This window comes from Acinetobacter dispersus (assembly GCF_009884975.1).
GTDB lineage: Bacteria > Pseudomonadota > Gammaproteobacteria > Pseudomonadales > Moraxellaceae > Acinetobacter > Acinetobacter dispersus.
Genome location: NZ_CP041970.1, coordinates 2,773,402 through 2,795,967 on the forward strand (window position 1 = coordinate 2,773,402; position 22,566 = coordinate 2,795,967).

Genomic DNA, 22,566 nt, shown 5'->3' on the forward strand with positions numbered 1-22,566 from the left:
TTGTGACATAAGCGCTTCTGTGCTTCTACTGTGAAGACACTGGACGAATTGTGGTTGTCGTCACGGTGTTTTTACTGCGCTCTGTAGATTTTGCTGGCAGTTGCACTGTTTTTTGCTGCACCTGCGGCTCTTCAACAGCAACAGGTGTTGTCACTACAACCGTTTGTTTCGCTTGCGTCGCAGTTGGAACTTTCTGATAAGGAGAGTTGCTTACTACAGGTCGCGGATTATAAATATCTGCCACATTTTCAGGAAGCTTTGCAAAATTACCATTTTTATCCATAGATAATTGCAAGCTATAAAGCTGATTATAACGTTGCTGAGAAAGACGGCGCACATCATCCGCATCCCCGACAATCGTAGGATGGATAAATACCAACAGATTACGCTTGATATTACTACGCGCATCAGCACGGAATAAACGTCCAAGATATGGAATACTACTCAAGCCTGGAACACCTTGACGTGACAAAGAAGTATTGTCCGCAATCAAGCCGCCTAATACGACCGTTTGTCCATGCTCAGCAAGCACCGCCGTTTTGATGGCACGCTTATTGGTAACAAGGTCGGTTGCCTGGCCTTTATTGTTCTGAACATCGGAAACTTCCTGTTCAACTTCAAGGCGCACTGTACCATTTTCACCAATATGCGGAACCACTTTTAAAGTGACACCCACATCTTTACGTTCAACTGTCGTATAAGGGTTAACTGTACCAGAGGTCCCCGTCGATACCGAACCAGTAACAAATGGAACGTTTTGACCTACAACAATATAAGCCTCTTCATTGTCCATGGTCACAATTGAAGGCGTAGACAAGAAATTAGATTTGGTGTTGGTTTTCAACGCTTGTATCAACGCGCCATAAGCTTTACGTGAGTTTTCAAAATTCCCTAACCCAAGCGTCGCGCCATTCCCTTTATTGGCATCCCCAGCAATCGCCGCAGCTGCACCACTTGCACCACCCGTCGCATAACCCGCAGCAATAGATGCCAGACTTGCACCTACATTACTAAAGCTAAGAAGACCGACTCCACTACTCAAATCACCCAATGCCCATTGAATTCCCAGTTGATCTGCATCATCTCCTGAAACTTCAATAATTGCTGCCTCAATCAATACTTGTTGACGACGAATATCCAGCTGTTGGATGGCCGCTTCAACTTCTCGCATCAACTGTGGATCGGCTTTAACCACCAATGCATTTTGAGTCGGGTCCGCAATAATACTAATGCCTGCACCATTAAAACTGGTAATTGCCAAGTTTTGACTGTTATTTGAATTGCCATTTAAATTAATCGAAGGCGTAGAGACCGATGAACCTGTTGATGAACTTGAGTTTTGATTGTTTGAGATCAAATTATTAGACGAACTAGATCGGTTATTACTACTCGACGACGATGATGAAGACGAAGCAGATTGACCTGTCACCAAGCCTTGTAAAATCTCAGCTAAATTTTTTGCGCTGGCATATTTTAAGCGGAAAACTTTTAAGCCACCCAATCGATCTGCTGATGGCACATCTAGCATTTCAACCATTTGACGTAAGCGCTTACGCGAGTCGGGATCACCTTTGATCAGAATTCGGTTGGTGCGATTATCAGCAATGATCCGAACACGTGATCCAATAAAGTCTTTTGAAGCCCCTGTTGCACTCATGGTTTCGAGCAAACCAATCACTTCTTCGGCTTGACTCGATTGCAGGCTAATCGCCTCAATATCATTTTGCCCCGTACCATCCAGATTACGCACAATACTTTCTAGCTGATAAATATTGGTTGCCCGATCAGAAACGATTAAGGCATTGGTCCCAGCAACTGCTGCCAAATGAGCAAATTGCGGCATCAGCGGACGTAAAGCAGGAATCAAATCATTAGGATTGGTGTTTTGCAACCAAATGACCCGTGTCACGATTTGATCGCCACCTGCACGACTACGTGCGTCATAAGGAATGCCTGAGTTCTTGGCATTACTATCAGGTACGAGCTTAACCGTATTCCCAGAAGGAAGTGCCACCACACCATTGACGTTAAGTACACCTAAAAATAGGTCATATACTTCATCTTTATTTAGCGGCTTGTTGGAAATAACCGTCACATTACCGCGTACACGTGGGTCTACAGCAAAGTTCTTTCCTGTAATATCTGCAACTTCATTAATAAATGCCGTTAAATCCGCATCACGTAGATTGATCTTCCATGTCTGTGCTTGCACATTGGTACTGATTGTCGCAACCAAAGGTGCCGCGGCCAATAATGCCCAAAGTGGACGTTGATGATTTAAAAAAGCCATAACCTGCACTTATTCCTAACTGATATGGTGACGTGTGATCACTAAAAACTTTGTTGTATGGTCATCACTTGATCACCACGTTTTATTTCTATTTTGGCATGCCCTTCACGACGTACTTGCTCTAATAATTGTACTTCGTTGAGCCCCTGCCCGACGCTCTGACCATTGACCGATAGAATACGATCGCCAGCACGCAAACCCAAGGTATTTTTTAAATTCGATGGGGTCTTATCCGATATTTCATAACCATCTGAACCGCCTCCCGTTACCCCCATGTTTTTCATGTATTGCTCACGGTTATCCTGCATTTGCTGGATTGCCTGACCTAAGGCTGATTGCGGTGAGTTCTGAGTCGGTGCAGCTGCTGGAGGTGGGGCATTATTGCCACTGTTCAATACAGGTGCAATCGGTTGGTACAAGCCATTATCCAAACCCTTAAACTTTACTTCTCGAGTCGCGCCATTGCCTTGTCTCAAGATCACATGATCCCAGTACACTTCCGCCAATTGATATGAGGTCGAACCAACCGTCTCTCCCACACGATAACGCTCAGCTGTATCATTCAACTTAATAACCGCAGAAGACAAGTAATTTGGTTGACCCAACAATACACCTTGTAACTCCAAGTTAACATTATCATCAGCTGAAGTTGCTGCAGGCTCATTAAATAAAGCAAAGGAACTGATATTTGGTACCTGTGCTTGTTGCGAACCCAACTCAACCCGATCGAACTGCATGGGTTGAGGAGGTGCAAGCACCCACCAAAACAATGAAGCTAATTTCCAGCATAACCACAAGATCAGTAAAGCTAGAACCAAGCCACTGAGCTTATCAACTTTTTGCCAACGCAATTGTTGCAACTTTTGAGTGATTGCCTTCATTAGAAACCACCTTGCAATAATGGTTGACGCGAGCTAATCACATACGTGTCAAGTCCAGCTTTACCCTGATAGGATGGAATATTCAATAACATGCGTTGCGTTAATTGCACATCCAACATCAGACTTGCATCTAAACTCAGATTTGCCATTTTTTGGCTGCGTTGGTCACGAACATCGATTTGTAATTGTCCGTTTTCATCTTTCAGTTCAGCCACCAAAGAAGGCATATTCATGCGGTCCTGTCGTTGACCAAAAGTATAGCCCAACTCACCGCCGCCCCAATTTAATTGACCTTCCGTCGCGCTAAAGCCTTTTTCTTTTTGATAATTGAACTGTACATCTTTCAACTGAATTGAATTTTCAGGCCACTGCCAGTTGGCAAAGTACTTTAATGTTTCAGGCGAGATTTTCCCTTGCAGATCTTTGATCATGATTTTTTTGCCAAAACCATAAGCAAAAATTCCATTGAATTGGGTATTACCGCTATGAATATCGAGATCTGCACCAACGCGCAGTAACAGCAAATCTAAAGGTCGTGTTTTCCAATGCACTGATCCACGCAATTGACCACGCTGCCAATCTGCCTGTCCTTGCCATATATTGCCGCTGACATTATGTAATATTTGATTATCTTTTGAAAATTTCGCAATTAACCAAGTTGCTGGAATTTGTAAAATAATAAAAATTAAAAATGCAAAAATGGCGAAAATCCACCATCTCCATTGCTTGGTATTTTTCTTCATTCCACCCTTACCAACATGCCAAATATCATCCTTCTTGAGACACTCGCCCCTGAATGACATTATGCATACTTTTTCAACATCGCCAATTCTCTCATATAAAAAAACCAAGCTTTTTGAGCTTGGCTTTTAATAAAGGATAAAGTCGTCGTATGACAAAACGATGACTTTAAAACTTGCTTAGATTAAGAAATCTTCAAGTTTTGCACCTTTTTCTAATTCAGCAACTAACCAACGTGGTTGTTTACCACGACCAGTCCAAGTTTCTTCAGCATTGCTTTTATTACGGTAGCGTGGCTCTACTGCTTTACGCGTTGTTTTCTTACGCTTTTGCTCGCCAACTTCCAATAATTCTTCAACGCTAAAACCAATCGCATCTGCAATTGCAATAATTTGATTATATGCATCTTCGATTGCTTGATCTTTTTTACTTGCAATTAAAGCTTCCGCTTCTGCTTGTAAACGCTTTAAATCTTCTACAGATAAATCGCTAATATCTGGTTTCATTAGAACCACTCCGACTTAATAGGGGAAATATATCACTCAAAAAATAAAATGAATTTAAAATTCGATTCAATATTAATTTATAAATGATTAAATAATCAATATAAGAATACCCCAGTTAATCGTATATCAGGTGCAAAATAGCATTTTGTTTACAATAAACCTTAAAAAGTAGACCTGTTATATAAAAACATATTCTGTAAAGGCAATATCTGAACAGAGCAAACAACACATTTATATTAACTTATTCTTAATTTTATCTAAAAAAATCTAATTTTATTGACGCTAATTTGGTTCAAATACCTTCAACATATGTGACCTCGGTATTTGAACCTTATTATATAATTTCACTATATAATCAAACAAAAATAGACATAATCGTCTTTATAATAATTAGTTAGATATTAAATCGTGCCCCACACTTTGTTCCAGTTGAATAATTTTCTGTCTAATCACTTCGGGGATATTCAATTTCCCCGATGTTTCTTTATCGACACAGACCATGACCGCTTCACCGGTCGCTATCATTTGTTGTTGTGTTTCACTCCACAAAACATAATGCATACGAAAAGCACTATTGCGTAACTCCTCAATTCGCGCACCAACATGCAGCACATCGGGATAGAATACAGGACTTAAATACTTACATTGACTGGAAGCCACCACCGTCAATATATCCTGATCAAAGATATTTAATGCCATTAAATAGGCAATTCGTGCACTTTCCATATAACGATAATACTGCACATTATTAACATGCCCGAAAGCATCCATATCTCCCCACGCTACTGCTTGCTTATGTACCACAGGATAGACAGACAGTTCTTTCATATTTACACTCATATCTTAAAGTTAAGAAAATTCACATCATTTTCAAATATTAAATTTAACTGCCTGATTAAATCAGGATTATCACCTAATGTAGATTTAATCCTTAAATAACTCATTAAAATGTTATCTGGGTATAGAGTTAATAGCTGTTCGGCTTCTTGCTGACGCTGTGTGGCCACATAAATATGCCATTTAGCAAAGGTTAACATCGGAACACTGGTATAGCGCTGCTCAAGCTGCATAATCCGCTGTTCAACATAGGTATAATCTGGAATTTGCTTTAATAACTGTTGTTGGAACCACAGATAAAATACTTCTGGATCAAACTGCTCTTGCAATAAATGCAAGGCCAAATCTTCATGCTGTAAACTCATTTCTGGCATACGCGCCAGCAACTTTAACCAAAGGACTTTACTGCTATAAGGTCGATCCTGTATTTCGCTTTGCAAAGCCAAGTAACGTTGCTGTAAAGCAGAGAGATCATCCACCGAAGCATGTTCAAATTGTATTAATAACTGCTGCAGCCATAAATCACGATGCTCTGCATCCAACAAACCAAATTGAATCGCTTGTAGGAATAGCCACGGTTTTTGTAAGGCAAGCTTGCCCCACAAAGCAGTGATACGTTGCTGATAAGCAGTTTCAATTTCAGTCAACCAAGGAGAAAGCTGATGTTGAGCAAGAAACTCTAAATGTGTAAGTGCTTTTTCAGTCTGTTGCTGCTCCAAATAAATATCAATGCGTTGCAACTCAGCCAGTTCAAATGCCATCGGTGCAGAGCTTTCTAAGCTCTGTAATGCTGTTTCATAATCACCATTCTTATAATCAAACTGCGCATCAATAATATTATTCAGTAATCCCGATTGGGTAAAAACACGCTCAATAAAAACTTGTTGATCTTTCGCAGCTTCCAGTAACCAAACAATGCCGAGCTGCTCATAAGGGTGTAAATCTTTAAAATGTAAAATCGTCTCTTTTTTACGCTGCTCTCGGGCAAGATAACGTTTACCAAGTAACCATGCTGATTGTGCGAGTAAACTAATCACAATAAAAAGTGCAATCAGCCCCCAAACACCACTTTGAAACTGCCAGTCTCGCCAGTAAATATAAACATAGCCATTTCCATAGCCATAACTCAACACAGCAAACAGTGCGAATAGCACCAAACTTACAAGCAAATAAGCGAGCAGCAAATATTTCATTATGCGTTACCCCAATAAACCCAGTGTGGTTAGTTTTGGTGTAGGCACTGCCGGTAAATTTACAATTTTCTCTAATTTCTGTTTCATCTGTTGGCTAGCTTGATCAGGCAATTCAGCAAATAACTGCATGACTTCCAAAATCGATTTTCGATATTCAACTAACTGACCTTGCTGTAATGCCTGAGAAGCAAGCAATAAGCGTAATTGAGCTTCTTTTAAAGTGATATTACGACTCAGTAAATCTGGAGAATTGCGTTGGACTTTTTCCAATTTAAACCAATGCCACCAAGATCTGCTTTCATTGTTTGCTATGCTGAGTTTTGGGTTCTGAATTTCTTGTTGAATCTTTTGATCCAGTTGCTGCAATAAATTATCGAGTTGTTGTTGCTGTTGTGTTTGGCTTAAAACATATTGCTGAATGATTTGTTTATCCTGCTCAATCGATTTCACCAGACTATGCTGCAATGCGGGAGAGACTGCCGATTGCACAACATGCTGTTGGACTTGATTCAATTGATCTAATGCATAAATAAATTGTTGCTGATCCAGCGCAAACTGCACCAATTGCACTTGCTGCTTAATCAAAACAACTGGCGCAATCCCCGTTACCGTAGTTGGGATGGCAACACTATCCGTAGGTTCTACTGGGCTGGTATTTTGCAACTGGCGTTGTACGGCAACGAACTGATCATTCAATAAAGCATAACGCTGCTCGGTTTGATCTAATTGCTGTTGCAATTGGGGTACAGTTTGAGAATATTGCGCAACATCGTAACTGAGTTTAGCTAACCACAATAAACTCAATCCTAATATTAAATAACCAATTTTTCTCATACATGTCCTTGCCAATCACTCATGCGTTGAATGATCTCTGATGCAGATAAATTTTCAAGCTGAATAATGTTAAATCCTTGAGCAGTCTGATCCCGCACCTGTCTCAGAATCTGGGCCAAACGTGACCCTAAAACCAAATAAACCCACGCTGCTTCACATGGACGCTGACCACATAGCTGTTGCCAATAGTTCCAACTCGCTTCACTACTGATCAACACTGCAACAGGTTGATTTAAACTTATTTTTTTTACAATTTCAGGAAATTTGGTAAAACTTTGTTCTGGGCATTGGCGGCGATAGAGCACAAAATTCAGAATATCAACACCTTGTTGCTGCAATTGCTGCATCATAAACTGCCGCCCTCCCAAACCACGCCAAAATGCAATTTTCTTTAAATGCATCTGCTGTTTTAGGAGGGGAAGCTCCAGCATACCCTCGGAAGTTTCTACCTCAGGAACAACACTTGCTATTTTAAATTGGGCTAAAGCCTTTGCCGTAGCTTGTCCCACCGCAACCCATTGAATATGTTTAAGCTGATCTAGTTGCAATCCCGCTTGCTGCAAATAACGTATTCCAATGTCAACGGCAGTCGGGCTAACCACTACGATTACTTGAGTCTCAGCCAAGGCTAAGTAAAGTTGTTGCAAAGCTTCAGAAAAAGGCTCTGCAACCAATTCAAGCAAAGGTAATGCTTCAACCTGATAACCCGCCTCGCTCAATGCTTGAGTTAAAACAGAAGCACGGTCATCAGGACGTGTATTAATAAACAGCATTAATACAACGCTTTGAGCAATTCACCCGCACCCTGCGCTAGCAATCGCTGAGCAAGCTGTTCACCCAGTTGCTCAGCATCGACTGTTGCACCAACCAATTGCTCTTTCAACAAGGTCTTGCCATCTACACTGCCAACACGCCCTTCAATGTGTAATTGATCATTGGCCAAAATCGCATAACCAGCAATCGGCACTTGGCAACCGCCTTCAAGATAGGCGTTAAAGGCACGTTCTGCACGCACACAAATCGAGGTTTCTTCATGTTGTAACGGTTGGATCAGTTTTAATAATTCCACATCATCCGTACGACACTCTAAACCAAGTGCACCTTGCCCCACCGCGGGTAAACTTACAACAGGTGTTAAGCAATGACGAATTCGATCCACGAGACCTAACCGTTTTAAACCAGCACTGGCCAAGATGATCGCATCATATAAACCATCATCTAGCTTGGATAAACGTGTCCCCACATTTCCACGTAAATCGACAATTTCTAAATCAGGGCGGAGCTGTAAAATTTGACACTTACGGCGTAGGCTCGATGTACCTACTTTCGCACCTTGTGGCAGCTCATCAAAATGCGAGTATTGATTTGAGACAAAAGCATCTAGAGGATCTTCACGCTCACAGATCACGGCCAAGCTTAAACCTTCAGGCAAATGCATCGGCACATCTTTCATTGAATGCACAGCCAAATCCGCACGACCATCCAGCAATGCCGCTTCTAGCTCTTTTACGAATAAACCTTTACCACCAATTTTGGCTAACGGTGTATCTAAAATCTTGTCGCCTTGGGTGACAAACTTAACCAATTCAACCGTTAAATCTGGATAAAGCACATTTAAACGAGAACGAATATGTTCTGCCTGCCAAAGTGCAAGAGGGCTTTGTCGAGTCGCAATTTTTAAGGTTTTCATAAATTCAAGTTAAGTATTGATCAAAGCAATTGTTCCAAACTTAACTTGATCACCTGAAATTGCAAGCAAAAATTCATAAAGTGATCAATCATTCAGCTAAAAAGCTGGGTTTTATAATTGATGCATACACTCTCTTAAACTCGGCAAGTGGCGACGGCTGACCGATAATCGCTCCTCCAGTTCACGCAGACGTACCTGATATTGCCCTGCGGCGACCAATTCCAGCCCTTCAAGATAGTCTAATGAGACCAAGGCATTACGATGGATACGGATAAAGCGATCTGCGAATTCCAATTCCAAATCTTTCAGTGTTTCATCAATTAGCACACTGCCATTTTTATGGCGAACGGTGACATATTTCTGATCTGCTAAAAAATAATAAACATTTTCCAATGGAATCAGTTCTACCCCGCGATATGTTTTCGCAGCAATTTGATGGCGTTGTGTTTTGGTATCGTACATATCGTCTTGTTGTTTTAAACCAGTCATTTGTGCTTGTGTAAGGTGAGTTAAATGATTAAACACCTGTTGTAAATCTTGTTGTGCAACAGGTTTAAGTAAGTATCCTTGTGCTTGAAATTTAAATGCTTCCAATGCATGTTGATCATATGCCGTACAAAAAATAATCGCAGGTCTAGGATTGAGCTGACTGAGTTGCTCAGCACATTCCAAACCATTCATTCCTGGCATTTGAATATCTAATAAAACGACATCAGGTGAGTCGTTTTCAATATGATTTAACACATCCTGACCATGATGCGCCGTCGCAATGACTTCGTGTCCCATCTGGGTCACTAAACGTGACAAACGCTCTACAGCGAGAGGCTCATCATCAGCAATCAGAACTCTCATCCTCTCCTCCTTGTCACCGTTAACTTCATCCATATTTTTTATGGTTAACTTGACTTATTATTTTACTCGATAGTGGTAGCTCACCACCGTCGTATATAACGACGCTCCCCCATAAATCTGAAACTTCACTGTTGGCCCATAATAAGCTTTCAAGCGCTGCTTCACATTGTCTATCGCAATACCATTTCCCTGTCTCGATTTTATTGTATCGTGAGAATAAGGGTTGGTAATGACTATACTGACTTGATTTTGCAATATTTCAACCAATACGCTAATGGTTGATGGCTGCAAAATTTTTTCCACCCCATGAAAAATACTATTCTCAAGCAAAGGTTGCAACGTTAATAACGGAATCGTCACTCGTTTTAATTCAATTGGTGTCGCCTGTATGTTCCATTCTACATTTAAACGCTCGCCTAAACGCATCTTTTCTATACTTAAATATTGCTGACATAAGTCAATTTCCTCTGCCAGACTCACCAATTTCAGCTCTTGAAAGCTGGCTCGGAATAAGCGCGACAGATTAATCAACATATTTTCAGCTTTTTCAGGATCAATCGCAATTAAACTCACCACACTATTCATACTATTAAATAAGAAATGTGGATGAATTCGTGCTTGCATCGCCTGAATCCGCGCATTCAGTTCACTGTATTGCTGGCTCATCCATTGTTCGCGCATATATAAATAACGCAAACAGAATGCACCGAGTAAAACGCCATAACCTAGATGCAGACTTGTCCCATGAAACAGCAACTCTTCACTAAATGTACCTGAACGTGCTGCCCAATACTGAATAACATTGACCGCGCAGGTGGTCAATAAAACAATCAATTGAAGTAAAATAAAACCGAAGATTAATGCCACTTTCTGACTAAACTTGGCAAAAAAACCTTGAAAGTAATCAACCAGTGCCGCAAATGATAAAATCACCCAATTAATAAAAACCATATATTGCAGCACACGAAAGCCCTCTAAGGCTTGCCATGAGCGGGCTTCAGCCAAAGCCAACACCATCGCCAAAACATTACTTGCAACAATTAGTTCTAATAAGTATTGCCATTGCCCAATTTTCGTAAAAAAATAGGAGCCTGTTGGATTTCCCTGACGAGTTTGCGATAACTTCTTACGTCGAGTTTCGGCAACTGTGTTTGGATTTGCTATACTCTTTTTTATTTTGCTGAGCCGCCATGACCACATCTTCTCAATCCTCTTCTGCAGCAAGCCCAAATCAAACCTCTGGAATGTGGGGTGGTCGCTTCTCTGAAGCAACTGATGCTTTTGTTGCAGAATTTACCGCATCTGTGCAATTTGACCAACGTTTTTATAAACAAGATATTGCAGGTTCAATCGCACATGCAACCATGCTTGCCAAAGTTGGCGTCCTCACTGAAGCTGAACGTGATGACATTATCCAAGGCTTAAGCACTATTCAAGCTGAAATTGAAGCTGGCAACTTTGAATGGCGTATTGATTTAGAAGATGTGCACATGAACATTGAGTCTCGTTTGACTCAACGTATCGGCATTACAGGTAAAAAATTACATACAGGCCGTAGCCGTAATGACCAAGTTGCAACTGACATCCGCTTATATTTGCGTGATGAAATTGATGACATCTTAGGTTTATTACTGCGTTTACAAAAAGGCTTACTCAGTTTGGCAAGTAAAAACACCAACACGATTATGCCAGGTTTCACTCATCTACAAACAGCTCAACCGGTGACCTTTGGTCATCACCTATTAGCATGGTTTGAGATGTTAGTCCGTGATACAGAGCGTCTACAAGACTGTCGTAAACGTGTGAATCGTATGCCACTCGGTTCAGCAGCGTTAGCTGGAACAACCTATCCGATTGATCGTGTTTACACAGCAGAACTCCTTGGCTTTGAAGCTGTATCAGAAAACTCATTAGATGCAGTTTCTGATCGTGATTTTGCGATTGAATTTAATGCAGCCGCGTCTTTGATCATGATGCATTTATCACGTATGTCTGAAGAACTTATTTTATGGACTTCGGCACAATTCAAGTTCGTGAATATTCCAGATCGCTTCTGCACAGGCTCATCCATCATGCCACAGAAGAAAAACCCAGACGTACCTGAACTAGTACGTGGTAAGTCAGGTCGTGTTTTTGGTGACTTAATTAGTCTATTAACCTTAATGAAAGGCCAACCATTGGCTTATAACAAAGACAATCAAGAAGACAAAGAACCTTTGTTTGATGCAATTGATACCGTTCGTGGTTCATTGATGGCATTTGCCGATATGGTTCCAGCCTTAGTGCCAAATATCGAGATTATGCGTGAAGCAGCTTTACGTGGTTTCTCTACTGCAACCGATCTTGCAGACTACCTCGTCAAAAAAGGCGTTGCTTTCCGTGATGCCCATGAAATTGTTGGTAAAGCCGTGGCTTTAGGCGTTGCAGAAGAAAAAGATTTATCAGAATTGACGCTTGAACAACTGCAACAGTTCTCTGATTTGATCACAGCCGATGTATTTGACAAAGCATTGACTTTAGAAGCTTCTGTGAATGCTCGTGACCATATTGGTGGCACTTCACCAAAACAAGTTGAAGCTGCGATTGCCCGTGCGCACACTCGCCTAGAACAGTTATATTAATCTCTCTATATCCCTCTTTTACAAAGAGGGACTTTCACTGGATGCCATAATGACTAGACAAGTATTTTGCCGCAAATATAAACAAGAGCTTGAAGGCTTAGACTTTGCGCCATTTCCAGGCGCCAAAGGCCAAGAATTCTTTGAAACTGTTTCAAAGCAGGCATGGCAGGAATGGTTAAAACACCAAACCACGCTCATTAATGAAAAACGTTTGAATGTGTTTGAACCTGATGCGAAGAAGTTCCTCGAAGAGCAACGTGAGAAGTTCTTTAATAACGATGAAAGTGTAGAAAAAGCGGAAGGTTGGACTGAACAAAAATAAGTCGTTTTGTCTCACCCCACTGTTAAAAAGAGAGCTGTTTTTTAGCTCTCTTTTTACATGATATTTACATAAGTAATAAAGCCTTACAGAGTATACACAGTTGTCTACATGACACTTTAAGGTACCCTGTTTATAGTTATATTCAGAAGGACAAAGAGATACGTTGATATCTCACGTAACGCATGATATTTCTCTCCCAGACTTTCCCCCGAAGTCTGGGATTTTTTTATTGCGGCGTTCTCAAAATAAAAAGCCGCTCTAGTTAGAGCGGCCAGTGATTATTTTACTTTTACTATTATTTTTGATGCACTTTCTGCTCAATTTCTTCAATACTGGTATGGCGCACATCAGTACCCTTTGCCATATAAATGACTTGTTCTGAGATATTACGTGCGTGATCACCAATTCGCTCTAATGATCGCAGTACCCACATCACATTAATGACACGTGAAATATGACGCGGATCTTCAATCATATAGGTCATTAAGGTACGAGTTGCAGATTGATATTCACGGTCAATATCGACATCAGCCATCACCACTTTCAAGGCTTGTTCTACATCTAAACGTGCGAAAGCATCCAAAGCATCATGAATCATGACACGTACTTGGTTACCGATATGACGGGTTTCCATATAACCACGCGGTGACTCACCTTCTTCACACAGGTTTTGCGCAATACGTGCAATTTTCGCTGCTTCATCGCCAATACGCTCTAAGTCTGTATTACCTTTGCTCATGGCAATGACCATACGCAAATCAATTGCTGCAGGATGACGACGCGCTAAAATCAATGTCAAACCTTCATCGATATCACGCTCGAATTGGTTCACTGCATTATCTTTAAACTGTACATCAATCGCTAAATTAGCATCTGTGTCTAATAAAGCATGAATCGCATTCGCGACCTGTTGCTCCACTAATCCACCCATGGTCATAAACTTGGTGTGCACATCTTGCAAGTCTTCATTAAATTGTGAAGAAATATGATGACTTAACACAGGATTGCTTGGGCTCACAGTATGCCTCCACTAGACACATGGAAAAAATGATTGGTGATTAAAACATAGAAATGATGAAACTTTTATGACAATAGCACGGATTCAGTCTTGTTGATTGGTGCGAATTGATACAACAAAAATAAAAAAATCTGTTAGGCTAAATGCCTAGCTTGACGGAGCGCAGTTAACAAACTGCTGAGATTATCTTAATTACTCAATTTAAAGATAGGTACCGTTGAACCTGATCAGGTTAACACCTGCGTAGGAATCAAGCCCAGCAAAAAACTTAGCTTCTATTTATCATAGAGATAAATCCGCCATGGTTTTTGGTCGTGCTTGATTCGTTAATGCCATACATAAGGATCATGCCATGAACCAATTAACGAATCTTTCCCCTGCTGATATTTCTGCTCAACATGAGCAAGCTGCAAAAGATTTAACCCGAATATTACCTGCATCTCGAAAAGTCTATGTTGAAGGTTCTCGCCCTGATATCCAAGTTCCCTTCCGCGAAATTAGCTTAACCGAAACGCCGACTGGCTTAGGTGGTGAACACAATCCACCTGTCATGGTCTATGACACTTCAGGCGTATATACCGATCCAAATGTACAAATTGACCTAAACAAAGGCTTACCTTTAGTGCGTCAAACATGGATTGAAGAACGCCAAGATACCGATGTACTTTCTGGTCTTAGTTCTGAGTTTGGTCAAGCACGTTTAAAAGATATTCGTACAGCTGAAATTCGTTTTGCCCACATTCAAAACCCACGTCGCGCACAAACAGGCAAAAATGTCACGCAAATGCATTATGCCAAGCAAGGTGTTATTACCCCTGAAATGGAATATATCGCCATTCGTGAAAACCAGCGCCAACGTGAAAATGTGGATATGCGTCAGCATCCAGGGCAAAACTTTGGTGCACAAAATTTAAGAGAGATCACCCCAGAATTTGTACGTCAGGAAATTGCCGCAGGTCGTGCCATTATTCCAGCCAATATTAATCACCCAGAATGTGAACCAATGATCATTGGGCGTAACTTTTTGGTGAAGATTAATGCCAATATTGGGAACTCTGCACTTGGTTCATCTATTGATGAAGAAGTGGCAAAAATGACTTGGGCAACCCGTTGGGGTGCCGATACCATCATGGACTTATCAACAGGTAAGAACATCCATGAAACCCGTGAATGGATTATCCGTAACTCACCTGTGCCAATCGGAACTGTACCGATCTATCAGGCACTGGAAAAAGTCGATGGTGTAGCTGAAGACCTAACATGGGAAATCTTTAAAGACACCTTGATTGAACAAGCTGAACAAGGCGTTGACTATTTCACCATTCACGCAGGTGTATTACTACGTTATGTACCTATGACTGCAAATCGTCTCACGGGCATTGTTTCTCGCGGCGGTTCAATTATGGCGCAATGGTGCTTGGCTCATCATGAAGAAAACTTCTTATACACGCATTTTGATGAAATCTGCGAAATCATGAAGGCCTATGACGTGTCATTTAGCTTAGGTGATGGTCTACGCCCGGGTTGCGTACAGGATGCCAACGATGAAGCGCAATTTAGCGAACTTAAAACACTGGGTGAGTTGACCCATCGTGCTTGGGAACATGATGTACAAGTCATGATCGAAGGCCCAGGTCACGTGCCAATGCATATGATTAAAGAAAATATGGATCTTCAACTCGAAGTCTGTAAAGAAGCACCGTTCTATACACTTGGGCCACTCACCACGGATATCGCACCGGGTTATGATCATATCACCTCGGCGATTGGTGCTGCGATGATCGGCTGGTATGGCACAGCGATGCTTTGCTACGTTACTCCGAAAGAGCATTTGGGCTTGCCAAACAAAAAAGATGTTAAAGATGGCATCATCACCTACAAGATTGCAGCACATGCAGCTGACTTAGCCAAAGGCCATCCAGGTGCACAAGTCCGCGACAATGCCCTATCTAAAGCACGCTTTGAATTCCGTTGGGATGACCAATTCAATTTAAGCTTAGACCCAGACACAGCACGCAGCATGCACGATGAAACGCTTCCAAAAGAAGCGCATAAATCAGCGCATTTCTGTTCAATGTGCGGTCCAAAATTCTGTTCGATGAAAATCACCCAGAATGTGCGAGATTATGCGCAAAACCAGCACAATGCCAAGCAGTCAAATAATGCTGAAAAAGAAGTTGAAGCAGGTCTCAATGCCATGAAAACCGCTTATCAGGAACATGGTCAAAAATTGTACCACAAGGTGTAAATCGACTAAAAAAAGATTTTCCTGCGAATCATTCTCGGTTAGGATGAGATATGTACAATCTCATCCTGATTGAAGATGACTATTCTTGACCACGCCAGCTATTCAGCAACCGACGTTACGATAGAATCTCGAGAGCCTTTATTTCGGGGGTTCATTCAAGTTGAGAAAGTGAGATTAAAACATCGATTATTTCATCGAGAAGATTACTCACCTTTAATTCAGCGTGAATTGGTTCATCGTCCAGAAGCTGCTGGCGTTTTACTTTATAATGACCAACAACAACGATTTGCATTGATTGAACAATTTCGTGTCGGTGCATTGAATGATCCAGTTTCGCCATGGCAACTTGAAGTTATTGCAGGAGTACTCGATGGAGATGAATCTCCAGAAAGTTGTATTCGCCGTGAAAGCTTAGAAGAGTCTGGCTGTGAGATCACTGAATTAAAACATTTATTTAGCTTCTACCCTTCTGCTGGTGCATGTTCTGAATTTTTTCACTTATATGTTGCAGAAGTTGATTTACCAAAGGACGGGGGTGTTTTTGGGATGCCAGATGAAGGTGAAAATATTCAGCTTCATCTATTTGCCTATTCCGAATTAGAAGCATTGTTAATTAACGGGCGGTTGAGAAATGCACCTGTAATCATGGCATTACAGTGGTTGTCTCAACACATACAACAAAGATAAAAATCTGAAGGGGCTAAAGACGGTGACTTTCCAAGTCTCATCATTATCGCAACAAGATTTTGTGATGATACAGATTACTGATACACATTTATTAGAGTATCCACATTTAGAGTTTGTCGGGATGCAACCCGAACAAAGTTTTCATGCTGTAATCGACTTGATGCGCCAGCAACATCCTCATATTGACCTTATTGTACATACAGGTGACTTAGCTCAATCGCCAACACCTTTGACGTATAAACGCTATGTACAGCACATGCAAAGCTTGGGAATCCCTTTTTTTCAAACCCCAGGAAATCATGACGATGTAACACATTTTCCATTTCATGAGGCGGATCAGACCCAACCTACGATAATTGAGTTAGGTCAATGGTGCATTATCCTGCTCAATAGTGCACAGCCAAAGCGAATTGATGGAAAAATTGCTGAAGTACAATTACAACAGCTTACCCAGTTGCTGACACAACACCATGATCGTCATGTGATTATTGCTTGTCATCACCATCCATTTGCCATGCAATCTGCGTGGATTGATCAGCATAAACTCAAGAATTCATCCGACTTGCTGGAAACGATTCAACCTTTTACGAATGTCAAAGCAATCGTATGTGGTCATGTGCATCAAGACTCAATCAATACTTGGCAAGGTGTTGAGTTTTTATCGACCCCATCCACTTGTATTCAGTTCAAGCCCAAAAGTGATAAATTTGCCTTGGATGAAGAACACCCTGGCTACCGTTTTATTCGCCTAAAAGCCAATGGTGAACTTGAAACTCAGGTCTATCGCCTTCCGACTTCACAGCGAATGAACAGTTCGGAAGTTTTAGGCTATGACTAAACTTTTGATTACAAATTACATTGTCGATTTCTCACAAAATCTGGACGGGAATGACTACCATCTTGTCCAAAAACTCTATATGATGTCGACCCTTGATGGAAAAAACCATCTTAGGTTTCTATAAAAACACTTGCATATCACCATATTTTTTGCGTATAGATAGTACGTGTAAGATGAGGAATGCCCTATATGGCGAATGACAACCAAAATCAAGTCTTGGACGAACAAACAGACGTGATCGACGATCAAAAATTGGCTGTGAAACGTACACGTAAAACCAAACCTAAAGCTTCAGAAGGTGGTACGACTGCGAGCTTATTTGGAATTGCGCCTTATCAGCCAAAGAAAAATGAAGAATATATGTCTGAAGGACAACTTGAGCATTTCCGCCAAATTTTAAATGCATGGAAAGCGGAATTAATGTCTGAAGTTGATCGTACTTTAAATACGATGCAAGACGAATCAAGTGCGCTTCCTGACGTCAACGACCGAGCAACGCAAGAAGAAGAATTTGCAATTGAATTACGCACACGTGATCGTGAACGCAAACTCATTCGCAAAATCGAACAATCGATCGAAGCAATTCAAAACGAAGACTATGGTTTCTGTGAAACTTGTGGTATCGAAATCGGTTTACGTCGTTTAGAAGCTCGTCCAACTGCGACACTCTGTATCGATTGCAAAACTTTGGCTGAAATCAAAGAAAAGCAAAACAACGGTTAATAATCCCTCCCAACCTCCCTTTACAAAGGGAGGAGTACTCCCCTCCTTTATAAAGGAGGGGTCTGGGGGAGGATTAAAACACACGACCATTCAATCTTTATGTCTTATATCGGACGATTCGCCCCATCGCCAACCGGCCCATTGCATTTTGGCTCTCTGCTCACCGCAGTTGCCAGTTATTGCGATGCCAAAGCCAATCACGGCCAATGGCTGGTTCGAATTGAAGATACCGACATCCCCCGCATTTATCCCAATAGCGAAACACATATCCTCTCCTGTATCGATGCATTTCAATTTGAACCAGATGCGGAGATTATTTTCCAAAAAGACCGTTTAGATATTTATGAGCAAGTGCTTGAGCAACTCAAGCAATCACAAGACATTTACGCTTGCCAATGCACACGGAAAATGTTGGGCTCCAATCACATCTATGCAGGTACCTGTCGCAATCTGAATCTGGATTTTGCCAATCAGGCGATTCGTCTAAAAGTCGCAGATCAATTGATTTGTTTTCAAGACCGTTTACAAGGCCAACAATGTTCTAACTTACAAGATGAGTTAGGTGATTTTGTCTTGAAGCGTCGTGATGGCATTATCAGCTATCAACTGGCTGTGGTGGTCGATGATTATCTACAAGGTATCACGCATGTAGTACGCGGTGCGGATTTACTCGATAACACTGCTCGACAAATCTGGTTGGGCTGTTTGCTTGATTATCCAAGTTTAAGCTATATGCATTTACCACTTGCCATGAACGATCAAGGACAAAAACTGTCTAAGCAAAATTTGGCACAGGCCTTAGATATCAACAAAGCACCTGAACTACTACAACAAGCCATTTTGGCTTTAGGACAATCCAAGGTTGAACTGGATCAACCGCGCATCATGCTGCAACAAGCGGTGCAACAATGGGATGTAAACTCGATCCCTCTCGGCATCCATTTAGCTGGAACTTTTCAATAAATCATAAAAAAGCCCTGAACATTGTCAGGGCTGTTAATTTAAATGTAGTTAGAAATTCGATTCTTCTTTCAATGGATTCAACTCTTGTGTCGATGCATCAATTTTTAAGATCAAACTAATCATCGCAGCACACATCATCAAGGAAGTACCACCGTAACTAATGAAAGGTAAGGTCAAACCTTTGGTTGGCATTAAGCCCATATTCATACCTGCATTCACCAGAATCTGCATAAGAAAAATAATGCTAATTCCGTAAGCTAAATAGCCTGCACGCAAGTAATTATGTTGCAAAGCACGATGACCAATGCGAATACAGCACGCCAGCATAGTAAACGACAGCATCATCACGATAGACACGCCAAAGAAACCGAACTCTTCACCTAATACCGCCAACATAAAGTCGGTATGCGCTTCAGGTAAATAAGACAGCTTCTGTACACTGTGCCCCAAGCCCGTACCAAACCACTCACCACGGCCAAAAGCCATCAAGGCATTGGAGAGCTGATAACCCACACCCAATGGATCTGCCCAAGGGTTAGTAAACGAAATCAAACGCTGGAAACGGAATGGTTCGAAAATAATCAATGCACTGACACCCGCAAAGATCGCACCCAGCATAATCAAGAACTGCGTTGCTGGCGCCCCTGCCAGAAAGAATACGCCAACCATCATTAATACGATAACGACTGTTGCACCCAAGTCAGGCTCAGCAACAATAAAACCAACCGTTAAAGCCATGACACCACTTAAACGTAGTAAACCTTTCCAATGTGTTCTGACTTCTTTAGCACGGCGTACCACATAATCCGCAGTGAAAATCGCCATGACAATTTTGGCAATCTCCGTTGGCTGCAAGGTGAAACCACCCACTTTAATCCAGCGATGCGCACCATTGACTTCGGAACCGACCACCAAGACCGCCAATAACAATACAATGGTAATGAGCCATAAAGGGAAGGCATTTTTAAACCAGAGATTCAATGAAACCCGATAGGTTAAAAATGCCACCACTGCAGCAACCACAATCGAAATACCATGACGAATCAAAAAGTAAAAAGGACTCTCATGGATGTATTCCGCATACGGCATTGACGCCGATGCAACCATGATTGAACCAAAACATAGCAACGAAATCACACAAAAAATTAAGATATTTCGTGCCGTCATTTCTGCTGGAAGCTTGGGTAAACGATTCAGCAATTGCGAAATCTTTTGCACCGTATTTTGGGCTAAATCAGCCATAGTCTTGTTCCTAGTTCTTCTTTTCGTTCAAGGCATTTACACATGCCACGAATTGATGCCCGCGATCATTGTAGCTTTTAAACATATCAAAGCTTGCACAGGCTGGCGAAAGTAAAACAACATCTTCCGCTTGTGTGGCTTTTTGAGCCAGTTCGACCGCTTCTTTTAGGCTGTTTGCATGCTGAATAACTGTTGTACCTTGAATCGCCTGTTCAATCACCGCAGCATCTTCACCAATGAGAATCACTGATTTCACATATTTTTGAATTGCATCACGGAGCGGCTTGAAATCCTGCCCCTTGCCTTGTCCACCTAAGATCAAGGCTAACTTACCTTTATTCACTTCAATTGCAGCACCAAGGCCATCAATTGCAGCGAGCGTCGCACCGACATTGGTTCCTTTAGAATCATTGTAATAGCGTACTCCATCAATCGTTTCGACATACTCACAACGATGTTCCAAGCCTTTAAAATGCTTAAGCGTTTCAAACATCGAAGCTGTAGGCAAACCAACAGCTTCGCCCAAAGCCAAACATGCCAATGCATTAGCGACGTTATGCATGCCTTGAATATACATCTCAGAGGTTCTCAGTAAACGCTCTCTTCCACGTGCTAACCACATGCTGCCGTCGGCATCACGCAACACACCATATTGATTTAAATCAGGTGCATTCAGACCAAAACTTTGCATTGGGGTAACATCTGGAACCAATGGACGGCTTAGATTGTCATCACGGTTATATACGACTTTTCTCACACCCTGAAAAATACGATGTTTGGCTTTGTGATAACCCAGCATATCACCATGACGATCTAAGTGATCTTCACTCATATTCAACACCACAGCAACTTCTGCATTTAAATGTGATGTGGTTTCAAGCTGAAAGCTCGATAATTCTAGAATAATCAGATCAGGTTTATCTTTTAATAAATCTAATGCAGGACGACCTAAATTGCCACCGACAGCCACATTTTTGCCAGCCTCTTGTGCCATCAAGCCGATCAATGTGGTCACGGTACTTTTTGCATTTGATCCTGTAATCGCAATAATTGGCACCTCAGTCGCACGGCGTAATAATTGAATATCACCAACCACTGGAATACCTTTTTCAACGGCCTGTTGAATTTCTGGAAGTTGAGGTGCAAGCCCTGGACTGAGAATAATTTCTTCTGCTTGTAATAAAAGTTCGGTATCGAGTTGACCAAAACTGGTACGCACACCTGCTGGAATCTGATCATGTCCAGGTGGGGTTGCTCGTGAGTCTGTTACTGCAACTTGGTAGCCCTGTTCATGTAGAAAGTTGACTGCTGACACACCGGAAATACCCAAGCCAGCCACAACTTTTAATCCACCACGTTGTATTAACATTTTCGCCCCATTTTTTGCAGATTACAGAATGGCAAAAATGTTAGCACTTTACTGTTTTAAATGCTTTTTCAGTTTTAGTTTTATTCAATCTTTTTTGTGTCAGTGCGTAAAAGCTTAGACAGGTATAAAAAAGCTAATCCCCAATAAAACCAAGATCACAGCACCTAGCCAATCTACAGACTTAAAGGCATATTGTTTGATCTTAAGTTCAATCAGTTCTGGTCTCAGCCACAGATAAATCAAGATTAAACATGAGATAAGCCAAGAGAGGGTTTCTTTATAAATATTTAAACCTTTAGATAAAGCAGAAAGATAAAGCAGTGTCATCACCAGTATAAAGCCCAATAAAATCAATTTGTGCTTCAAGCTTAATGATGTCTTCTCTATCGTATCCGTTAGATTCATTTTTTTCTTTTCCAAAAAATTGCCCATCTTAAGATGGGCAATTTTGTTTTTTAACGCCATTTGACCGTTTGAATAGGTTCTGCTTTTTTGTTCTCTGCTTCATCAGTAGAACAACCACAACCACCACCGCAACCGACAGCCATTTTAGGTTTTAACCATACTGCCAAGCGTTGCCAACCTAAACGCTGACAAAGATTTGACAGACTCAGAAATGCTGAACTTGCTGTTTGAGGGAACACCTTCTTAAAGACTACAACAGCACTCCACAGCACCAATACAGCAACAATCAAGTACTCAAACATAAGC

23 protein-coding genes and 1 riboswitch are annotated in these 22,566 nt (G+C 41.4%); of the genes, 7 read left to right on the forward strand and 16 right to left on the reverse strand.

What is annotated here, in order from left to right; translation table 11 throughout:
* Positions 1 to 25 precede the first annotated feature (25 nt).
* The 11 genes from gspD to FPL17_RS12770 all read right to left on the reverse strand — a co-directional run bounded on the left by gspD (position 26) and on the right by FPL17_RS12770 (position 11,024).
* The gene (gene gspD, locus FPL17_RS12720; protein WP_078197323.1) at positions 26 to 2,290 is read right to left on the reverse strand and encodes a type II secretion system secretin GspD; all 2,265 of its coding nucleotides are present in this window, start codon (positions 2,288 to 2,290) and stop codon (positions 26 to 28) included.
* 41 nt (positions 2,291 to 2,331) lie between these two features.
* A complete protein-coding gene (locus FPL17_RS12725) occupies positions 2,332 to 3,171 on the reverse strand; it encodes a type II secretion system protein N (protein ID WP_078197325.1) in 840 nt (279 codons plus the stop codon).
* A complete protein-coding gene (gspN, locus tag FPL17_RS12730; protein WP_005191850.1) occupies positions 3,171 to 3,914 on the reverse strand; it encodes a type II secretion system protein N in 744 nt (247 codons plus the stop codon). Before gspN ends, FPL17_RS12725 begins: the two co-directional genes overlap by 1 nt.
* A 177-nt stretch (positions 3,915 to 4,091) precedes the next feature.
* Positions 4,092 to 4,418, reverse strand: coding sequence for an H-NS histone family protein (locus FPL17_RS12735; RefSeq protein ID WP_005191849.1), 327 nt, complete (start codon positions 4,416 to 4,418; stop codon positions 4,092 to 4,094).
* Positions 4,419 to 4,808: 390 nt separating this feature from the next.
* Positions 4,809 to 5,246, reverse strand: coding sequence for an acyl-CoA thioesterase (locus FPL17_RS12740; RefSeq protein WP_078197329.1), 438 nt, complete (start codon positions 5,244 to 5,246; stop codon positions 4,809 to 4,811).
* Between the two features lie 8 nt (positions 5,247 to 5,254).
* Positions 5,255 to 6,448 carry a heme biosynthesis protein HemY gene (locus FPL17_RS12745; RefSeq protein ID WP_159885380.1) on the reverse strand — a complete coding sequence of 398 codons (1,194 nt, stop codon included), beginning with the start codon at positions 6,446 to 6,448 and terminating at the stop codon, positions 5,255 to 5,257.
* 6 nt (positions 6,449 to 6,454) lie between these two features.
* Positions 6,455 to 7,282 carry a hypothetical protein gene (locus FPL17_RS12750; protein ID WP_159885382.1) on the reverse strand — a complete coding sequence of 276 codons (828 nt, stop codon included), beginning with the start codon at positions 7,280 to 7,282 and terminating at the stop codon, positions 6,455 to 6,457.
* A complete protein-coding gene (locus FPL17_RS12755; protein WP_159885384.1) occupies positions 7,279 to 8,055 on the reverse strand; it encodes a uroporphyrinogen-III synthase in 777 nt (258 codons plus the stop codon). Before FPL17_RS12755 ends, FPL17_RS12750 begins: the two co-directional genes overlap by 4 nt.
* Positions 8,055 to 8,972 carry a hydroxymethylbilane synthase gene (hemC, locus tag FPL17_RS12760; protein ID WP_159885386.1) on the reverse strand — a complete coding sequence of 306 codons (918 nt, stop codon included), beginning with the start codon at positions 8,970 to 8,972 and terminating at the stop codon, positions 8,055 to 8,057. The genes FPL17_RS12755 and hemC overlap by 1 nt, the downstream gene beginning before the upstream one ends.
* Before the next feature lie 111 nt (positions 8,973 to 9,083).
* Complete coding sequence (locus tag FPL17_RS12765; protein WP_005191841.1) at positions 9,084 to 9,824, reverse strand: LytR/AlgR family response regulator transcription factor; 741 nt, start codon at positions 9,822 to 9,824, stop codon at positions 9,084 to 9,086.
* 57 nt (positions 9,825 to 9,881) lie between these two features.
* Positions 9,882 to 11,024, reverse strand: a complete 1,143-nt coding sequence (locus FPL17_RS12770; protein ID WP_005191838.1) for a sensor histidine kinase — start codon at positions 11,022 to 11,024, stop codon at positions 9,882 to 9,884.
* On the opposite strand from FPL17_RS12770, the gene argH reads away from it, so the two are divergent.
* Both argH and FPL17_RS12780 read left to right on the forward strand, forming a co-directional pair.
* On the forward strand, positions 11,015 to 12,445 hold the full coding sequence (gene argH / locus FPL17_RS12775) for an argininosuccinate lyase (RefSeq protein WP_159885388.1): 1,431 nt from the start codon (positions 11,015 to 11,017) through the stop codon (positions 12,443 to 12,445). The two genes, FPL17_RS12770 and argH, sit on opposite strands and share 10 nt — an antisense overlap.
* Positions 12,446 to 12,494: 49 nt before the next feature.
* Positions 12,495 to 12,767, forward strand: a complete 273-nt coding sequence (locus tag FPL17_RS12780) for an oxidative damage protection protein (protein ID WP_004773983.1) — start codon at positions 12,495 to 12,497, stop codon at positions 12,765 to 12,767.
* 295 nt (positions 12,768 to 13,062) lie between these two features.
* Here FPL17_RS12780 and phoU read toward each other — a convergent pair whose 3' ends face one another.
* Complete coding sequence (gene phoU, locus FPL17_RS12785) at positions 13,063 to 13,785, reverse strand: phosphate signaling complex protein PhoU (RefSeq protein ID WP_005191833.1); 723 nt, start codon at positions 13,783 to 13,785, stop codon at positions 13,063 to 13,065.
* A gap of 146 nt (positions 13,786 to 13,931) precedes the next feature.
* Positions 13,932 to 14,052, forward strand: a riboswitch (TPP riboswitch).
* An 85-nt stretch (positions 14,053 to 14,137) separates the two neighbouring features.
* Here phoU and thiC point away from each other — a divergent pair.
* From thiC to gluQRS, 5 genes are all read left to right on the forward strand, one after another.
* Complete coding sequence (thiC, locus tag FPL17_RS12790; protein WP_159885390.1) at positions 14,138 to 16,033, forward strand: phosphomethylpyrimidine synthase ThiC; 1,896 nt, start codon at positions 14,138 to 14,140, stop codon at positions 16,031 to 16,033.
* 75 nt (positions 16,034 to 16,108) lie between these two features.
* Positions 16,109 to 16,720 (forward strand): NUDIX domain-containing protein, encoded by a 612-nt coding sequence (locus tag FPL17_RS12795; RefSeq protein WP_159885392.1) that lies wholly within the window; start codon positions 16,109 to 16,111, stop codon positions 16,718 to 16,720.
* Between the two features lie 22 nt (positions 16,721 to 16,742).
* A complete protein-coding gene (gene cpdA, locus FPL17_RS12800; protein WP_159885394.1) occupies positions 16,743 to 17,558 on the forward strand; it encodes a 3',5'-cyclic-AMP phosphodiesterase in 816 nt (271 codons plus the stop codon).
* Positions 17,559 to 17,747: 189 nt separating this feature from the next.
* Entirely contained in the window at positions 17,748 to 18,281 is a 534-nt protein-coding gene (gene dksA, locus FPL17_RS12805; protein WP_005191824.1) for an RNA polymerase-binding protein DksA, read from the forward strand.
* A 99-nt stretch (positions 18,282 to 18,380) separates the two neighbouring features.
* Positions 18,381 to 19,244: a tRNA glutamyl-Q(34) synthetase GluQRS gene (gene gluQRS / locus FPL17_RS12810; protein WP_159885397.1), complete on the forward strand. Its 864-nt coding sequence runs from the start codon at positions 18,381 to 18,383 to the stop codon at positions 19,242 to 19,244.
* A 48-nt stretch (positions 19,245 to 19,292) separates the two neighbouring features.
* On the opposite strand, the gene ftsW is transcribed toward gluQRS, so the two are convergent.
* The 4 genes from ftsW to FPL17_RS12830 form a co-directional block, all read right to left on the reverse strand.
* The gene (gene ftsW / locus FPL17_RS12815; protein ID WP_005191820.1) at positions 19,293 to 20,486 is read right to left on the reverse strand and encodes a putative lipid II flippase FtsW; all 1,194 of its coding nucleotides are present in this window, start codon (positions 20,484 to 20,486) and stop codon (positions 19,293 to 19,295) included.
* A 10-nt stretch (positions 20,487 to 20,496) separates the two neighbouring features.
* Complete coding sequence (murD, locus tag FPL17_RS12820; protein WP_159885399.1) at positions 20,497 to 21,855, reverse strand: UDP-N-acetylmuramoyl-L-alanine--D-glutamate ligase; 1,359 nt, start codon at positions 21,853 to 21,855, stop codon at positions 20,497 to 20,499.
* Between the two features lie 114 nt (positions 21,856 to 21,969).
* Entirely contained in the window at positions 21,970 to 22,260 is a 291-nt protein-coding gene (locus tag FPL17_RS12825; protein ID WP_159885401.1) for a hypothetical protein, read from the reverse strand.
* A gap of 50 nt (positions 22,261 to 22,310) precedes the next feature.
* Complete coding sequence (locus FPL17_RS12830) at positions 22,311 to 22,562, reverse strand: DUF6587 family protein (protein ID WP_005191789.1); 252 nt, start codon at positions 22,560 to 22,562, stop codon at positions 22,311 to 22,313.
* Between the last annotated feature and the right edge of the window lie 4 nt (positions 22,563 to 22,566).

What these genes read in the sequence shown, in the direction of transcription:
- gspD (WP_078197323.1), bottom strand. Translation starts at nt 2,290, where the DNA reads ATGGCTTTTTTAAATCATCAACGTCCACTTTGGGCATTATTGGCCGCG.
- FPL17_RS12725 (WP_078197325.1), bottom strand. Translation starts at nt 3,171, where the DNA reads ATGAAGGCAATCACTCAAAAGTTGCAACAATTGCGTTGGCAAAAAGTT.
- gspN (WP_005191850.1), bottom strand. Translation starts at nt 3,914, where the DNA reads ATGAAGAAAAATACCAAGCAATGGAGATGGTGGATTTTCGCCATTTTT.
- FPL17_RS12735 (WP_005191849.1), bottom strand. Translation starts at nt 4,418, where the DNA reads ATGAAACCAGATATTAGCGATTTATCTGTAGAAGATTTAAAGCGTTTA.
- FPL17_RS12740 (WP_078197329.1), bottom strand. Translation starts at nt 5,246, where the DNA reads ATGAAAGAACTGTCTGTCTATCCTGTGGTACATAAGCAAGCAGTAGCG.
- FPL17_RS12745 (WP_159885380.1), bottom strand. Translation starts at nt 6,448, where the DNA reads ATGAAATATTTGCTGCTCGCTTATTTGCTTGTAAGTTTGGTGCTATTC.
- FPL17_RS12750 (WP_159885382.1), bottom strand. Translation starts at nt 7,282, where the DNA reads ATGAGAAAAATTGGTTATTTAATATTAGGATTGAGTTTATTGTGGTTA.
- FPL17_RS12755 (WP_159885384.1), bottom strand. Translation starts at nt 8,055, where the DNA reads ATGCTGTTTATTAATACACGTCCTGATGACCGTGCTTCTGTTTTAACT.
- hemC (WP_159885386.1), bottom strand. Translation starts at nt 8,972, where the DNA reads ATGAAAACCTTAAAAATTGCGACTCGACAAAGCCCTCTTGCACTTTGG.
- FPL17_RS12765 (WP_005191841.1), bottom strand. Translation starts at nt 9,824, where the DNA reads ATGAGAGTTCTGATTGCTGATGATGAGCCTCTCGCTGTAGAGCGTTTG.
- argH (WP_159885388.1), top strand. Translation starts at nt 11,015, where the DNA reads ATGACCACATCTTCTCAATCCTCTTCTGCAGCAAGCCCAAATCAAACC.
- FPL17_RS12770 (WP_005191838.1), bottom strand. Translation starts at nt 11,024, where the DNA reads ATGTGGTCATGGCGGCTCAGCAAAATAAAAAAGAGTATAGCAAATCCA.
- FPL17_RS12780 (WP_004773983.1), top strand. Translation starts at nt 12,495, where the DNA reads ATGACTAGACAAGTATTTTGCCGCAAATATAAACAAGAGCTTGAAGGC.
- thiC (WP_159885390.1), top strand. Translation starts at nt 14,138, where the DNA reads ATGAACCAATTAACGAATCTTTCCCCTGCTGATATTTCTGCTCAACAT.
- FPL17_RS12795 (WP_159885392.1), top strand. Translation starts at nt 16,109, where the DNA reads ATGACTATTCTTGACCACGCCAGCTATTCAGCAACCGACGTTACGATA.
- dksA (WP_005191824.1), top strand. Translation starts at nt 17,748, where the DNA reads ATGGCGAATGACAACCAAAATCAAGTCTTGGACGAACAAACAGACGTG.
- gluQRS (WP_159885397.1), top strand. Translation starts at nt 18,381, where the DNA reads ATGTCTTATATCGGACGATTCGCCCCATCGCCAACCGGCCCATTGCAT.
- ftsW (WP_005191820.1), bottom strand. Translation starts at nt 20,486, where the DNA reads ATGGCTGATTTAGCCCAAAATACGGTGCAAAAGATTTCGCAATTGCTG.
- murD (WP_159885399.1), bottom strand. Translation starts at nt 21,855, where the DNA reads ATGTTAATACAACGTGGTGGATTAAAAGTTGTGGCTGGCTTGGGTATT.
- FPL17_RS12825 (WP_159885401.1), bottom strand. Translation starts at nt 22,260, where the DNA reads ATGAATCTAACGGATACGATAGAGAAGACATCATTAAGCTTGAAGCAC.
- FPL17_RS12830 (WP_005191789.1), bottom strand. Translation starts at nt 22,562, where the DNA reads ATGTTTGAGTACTTGATTGTTGCTGTATTGGTGCTGTGGAGTGCTGTT.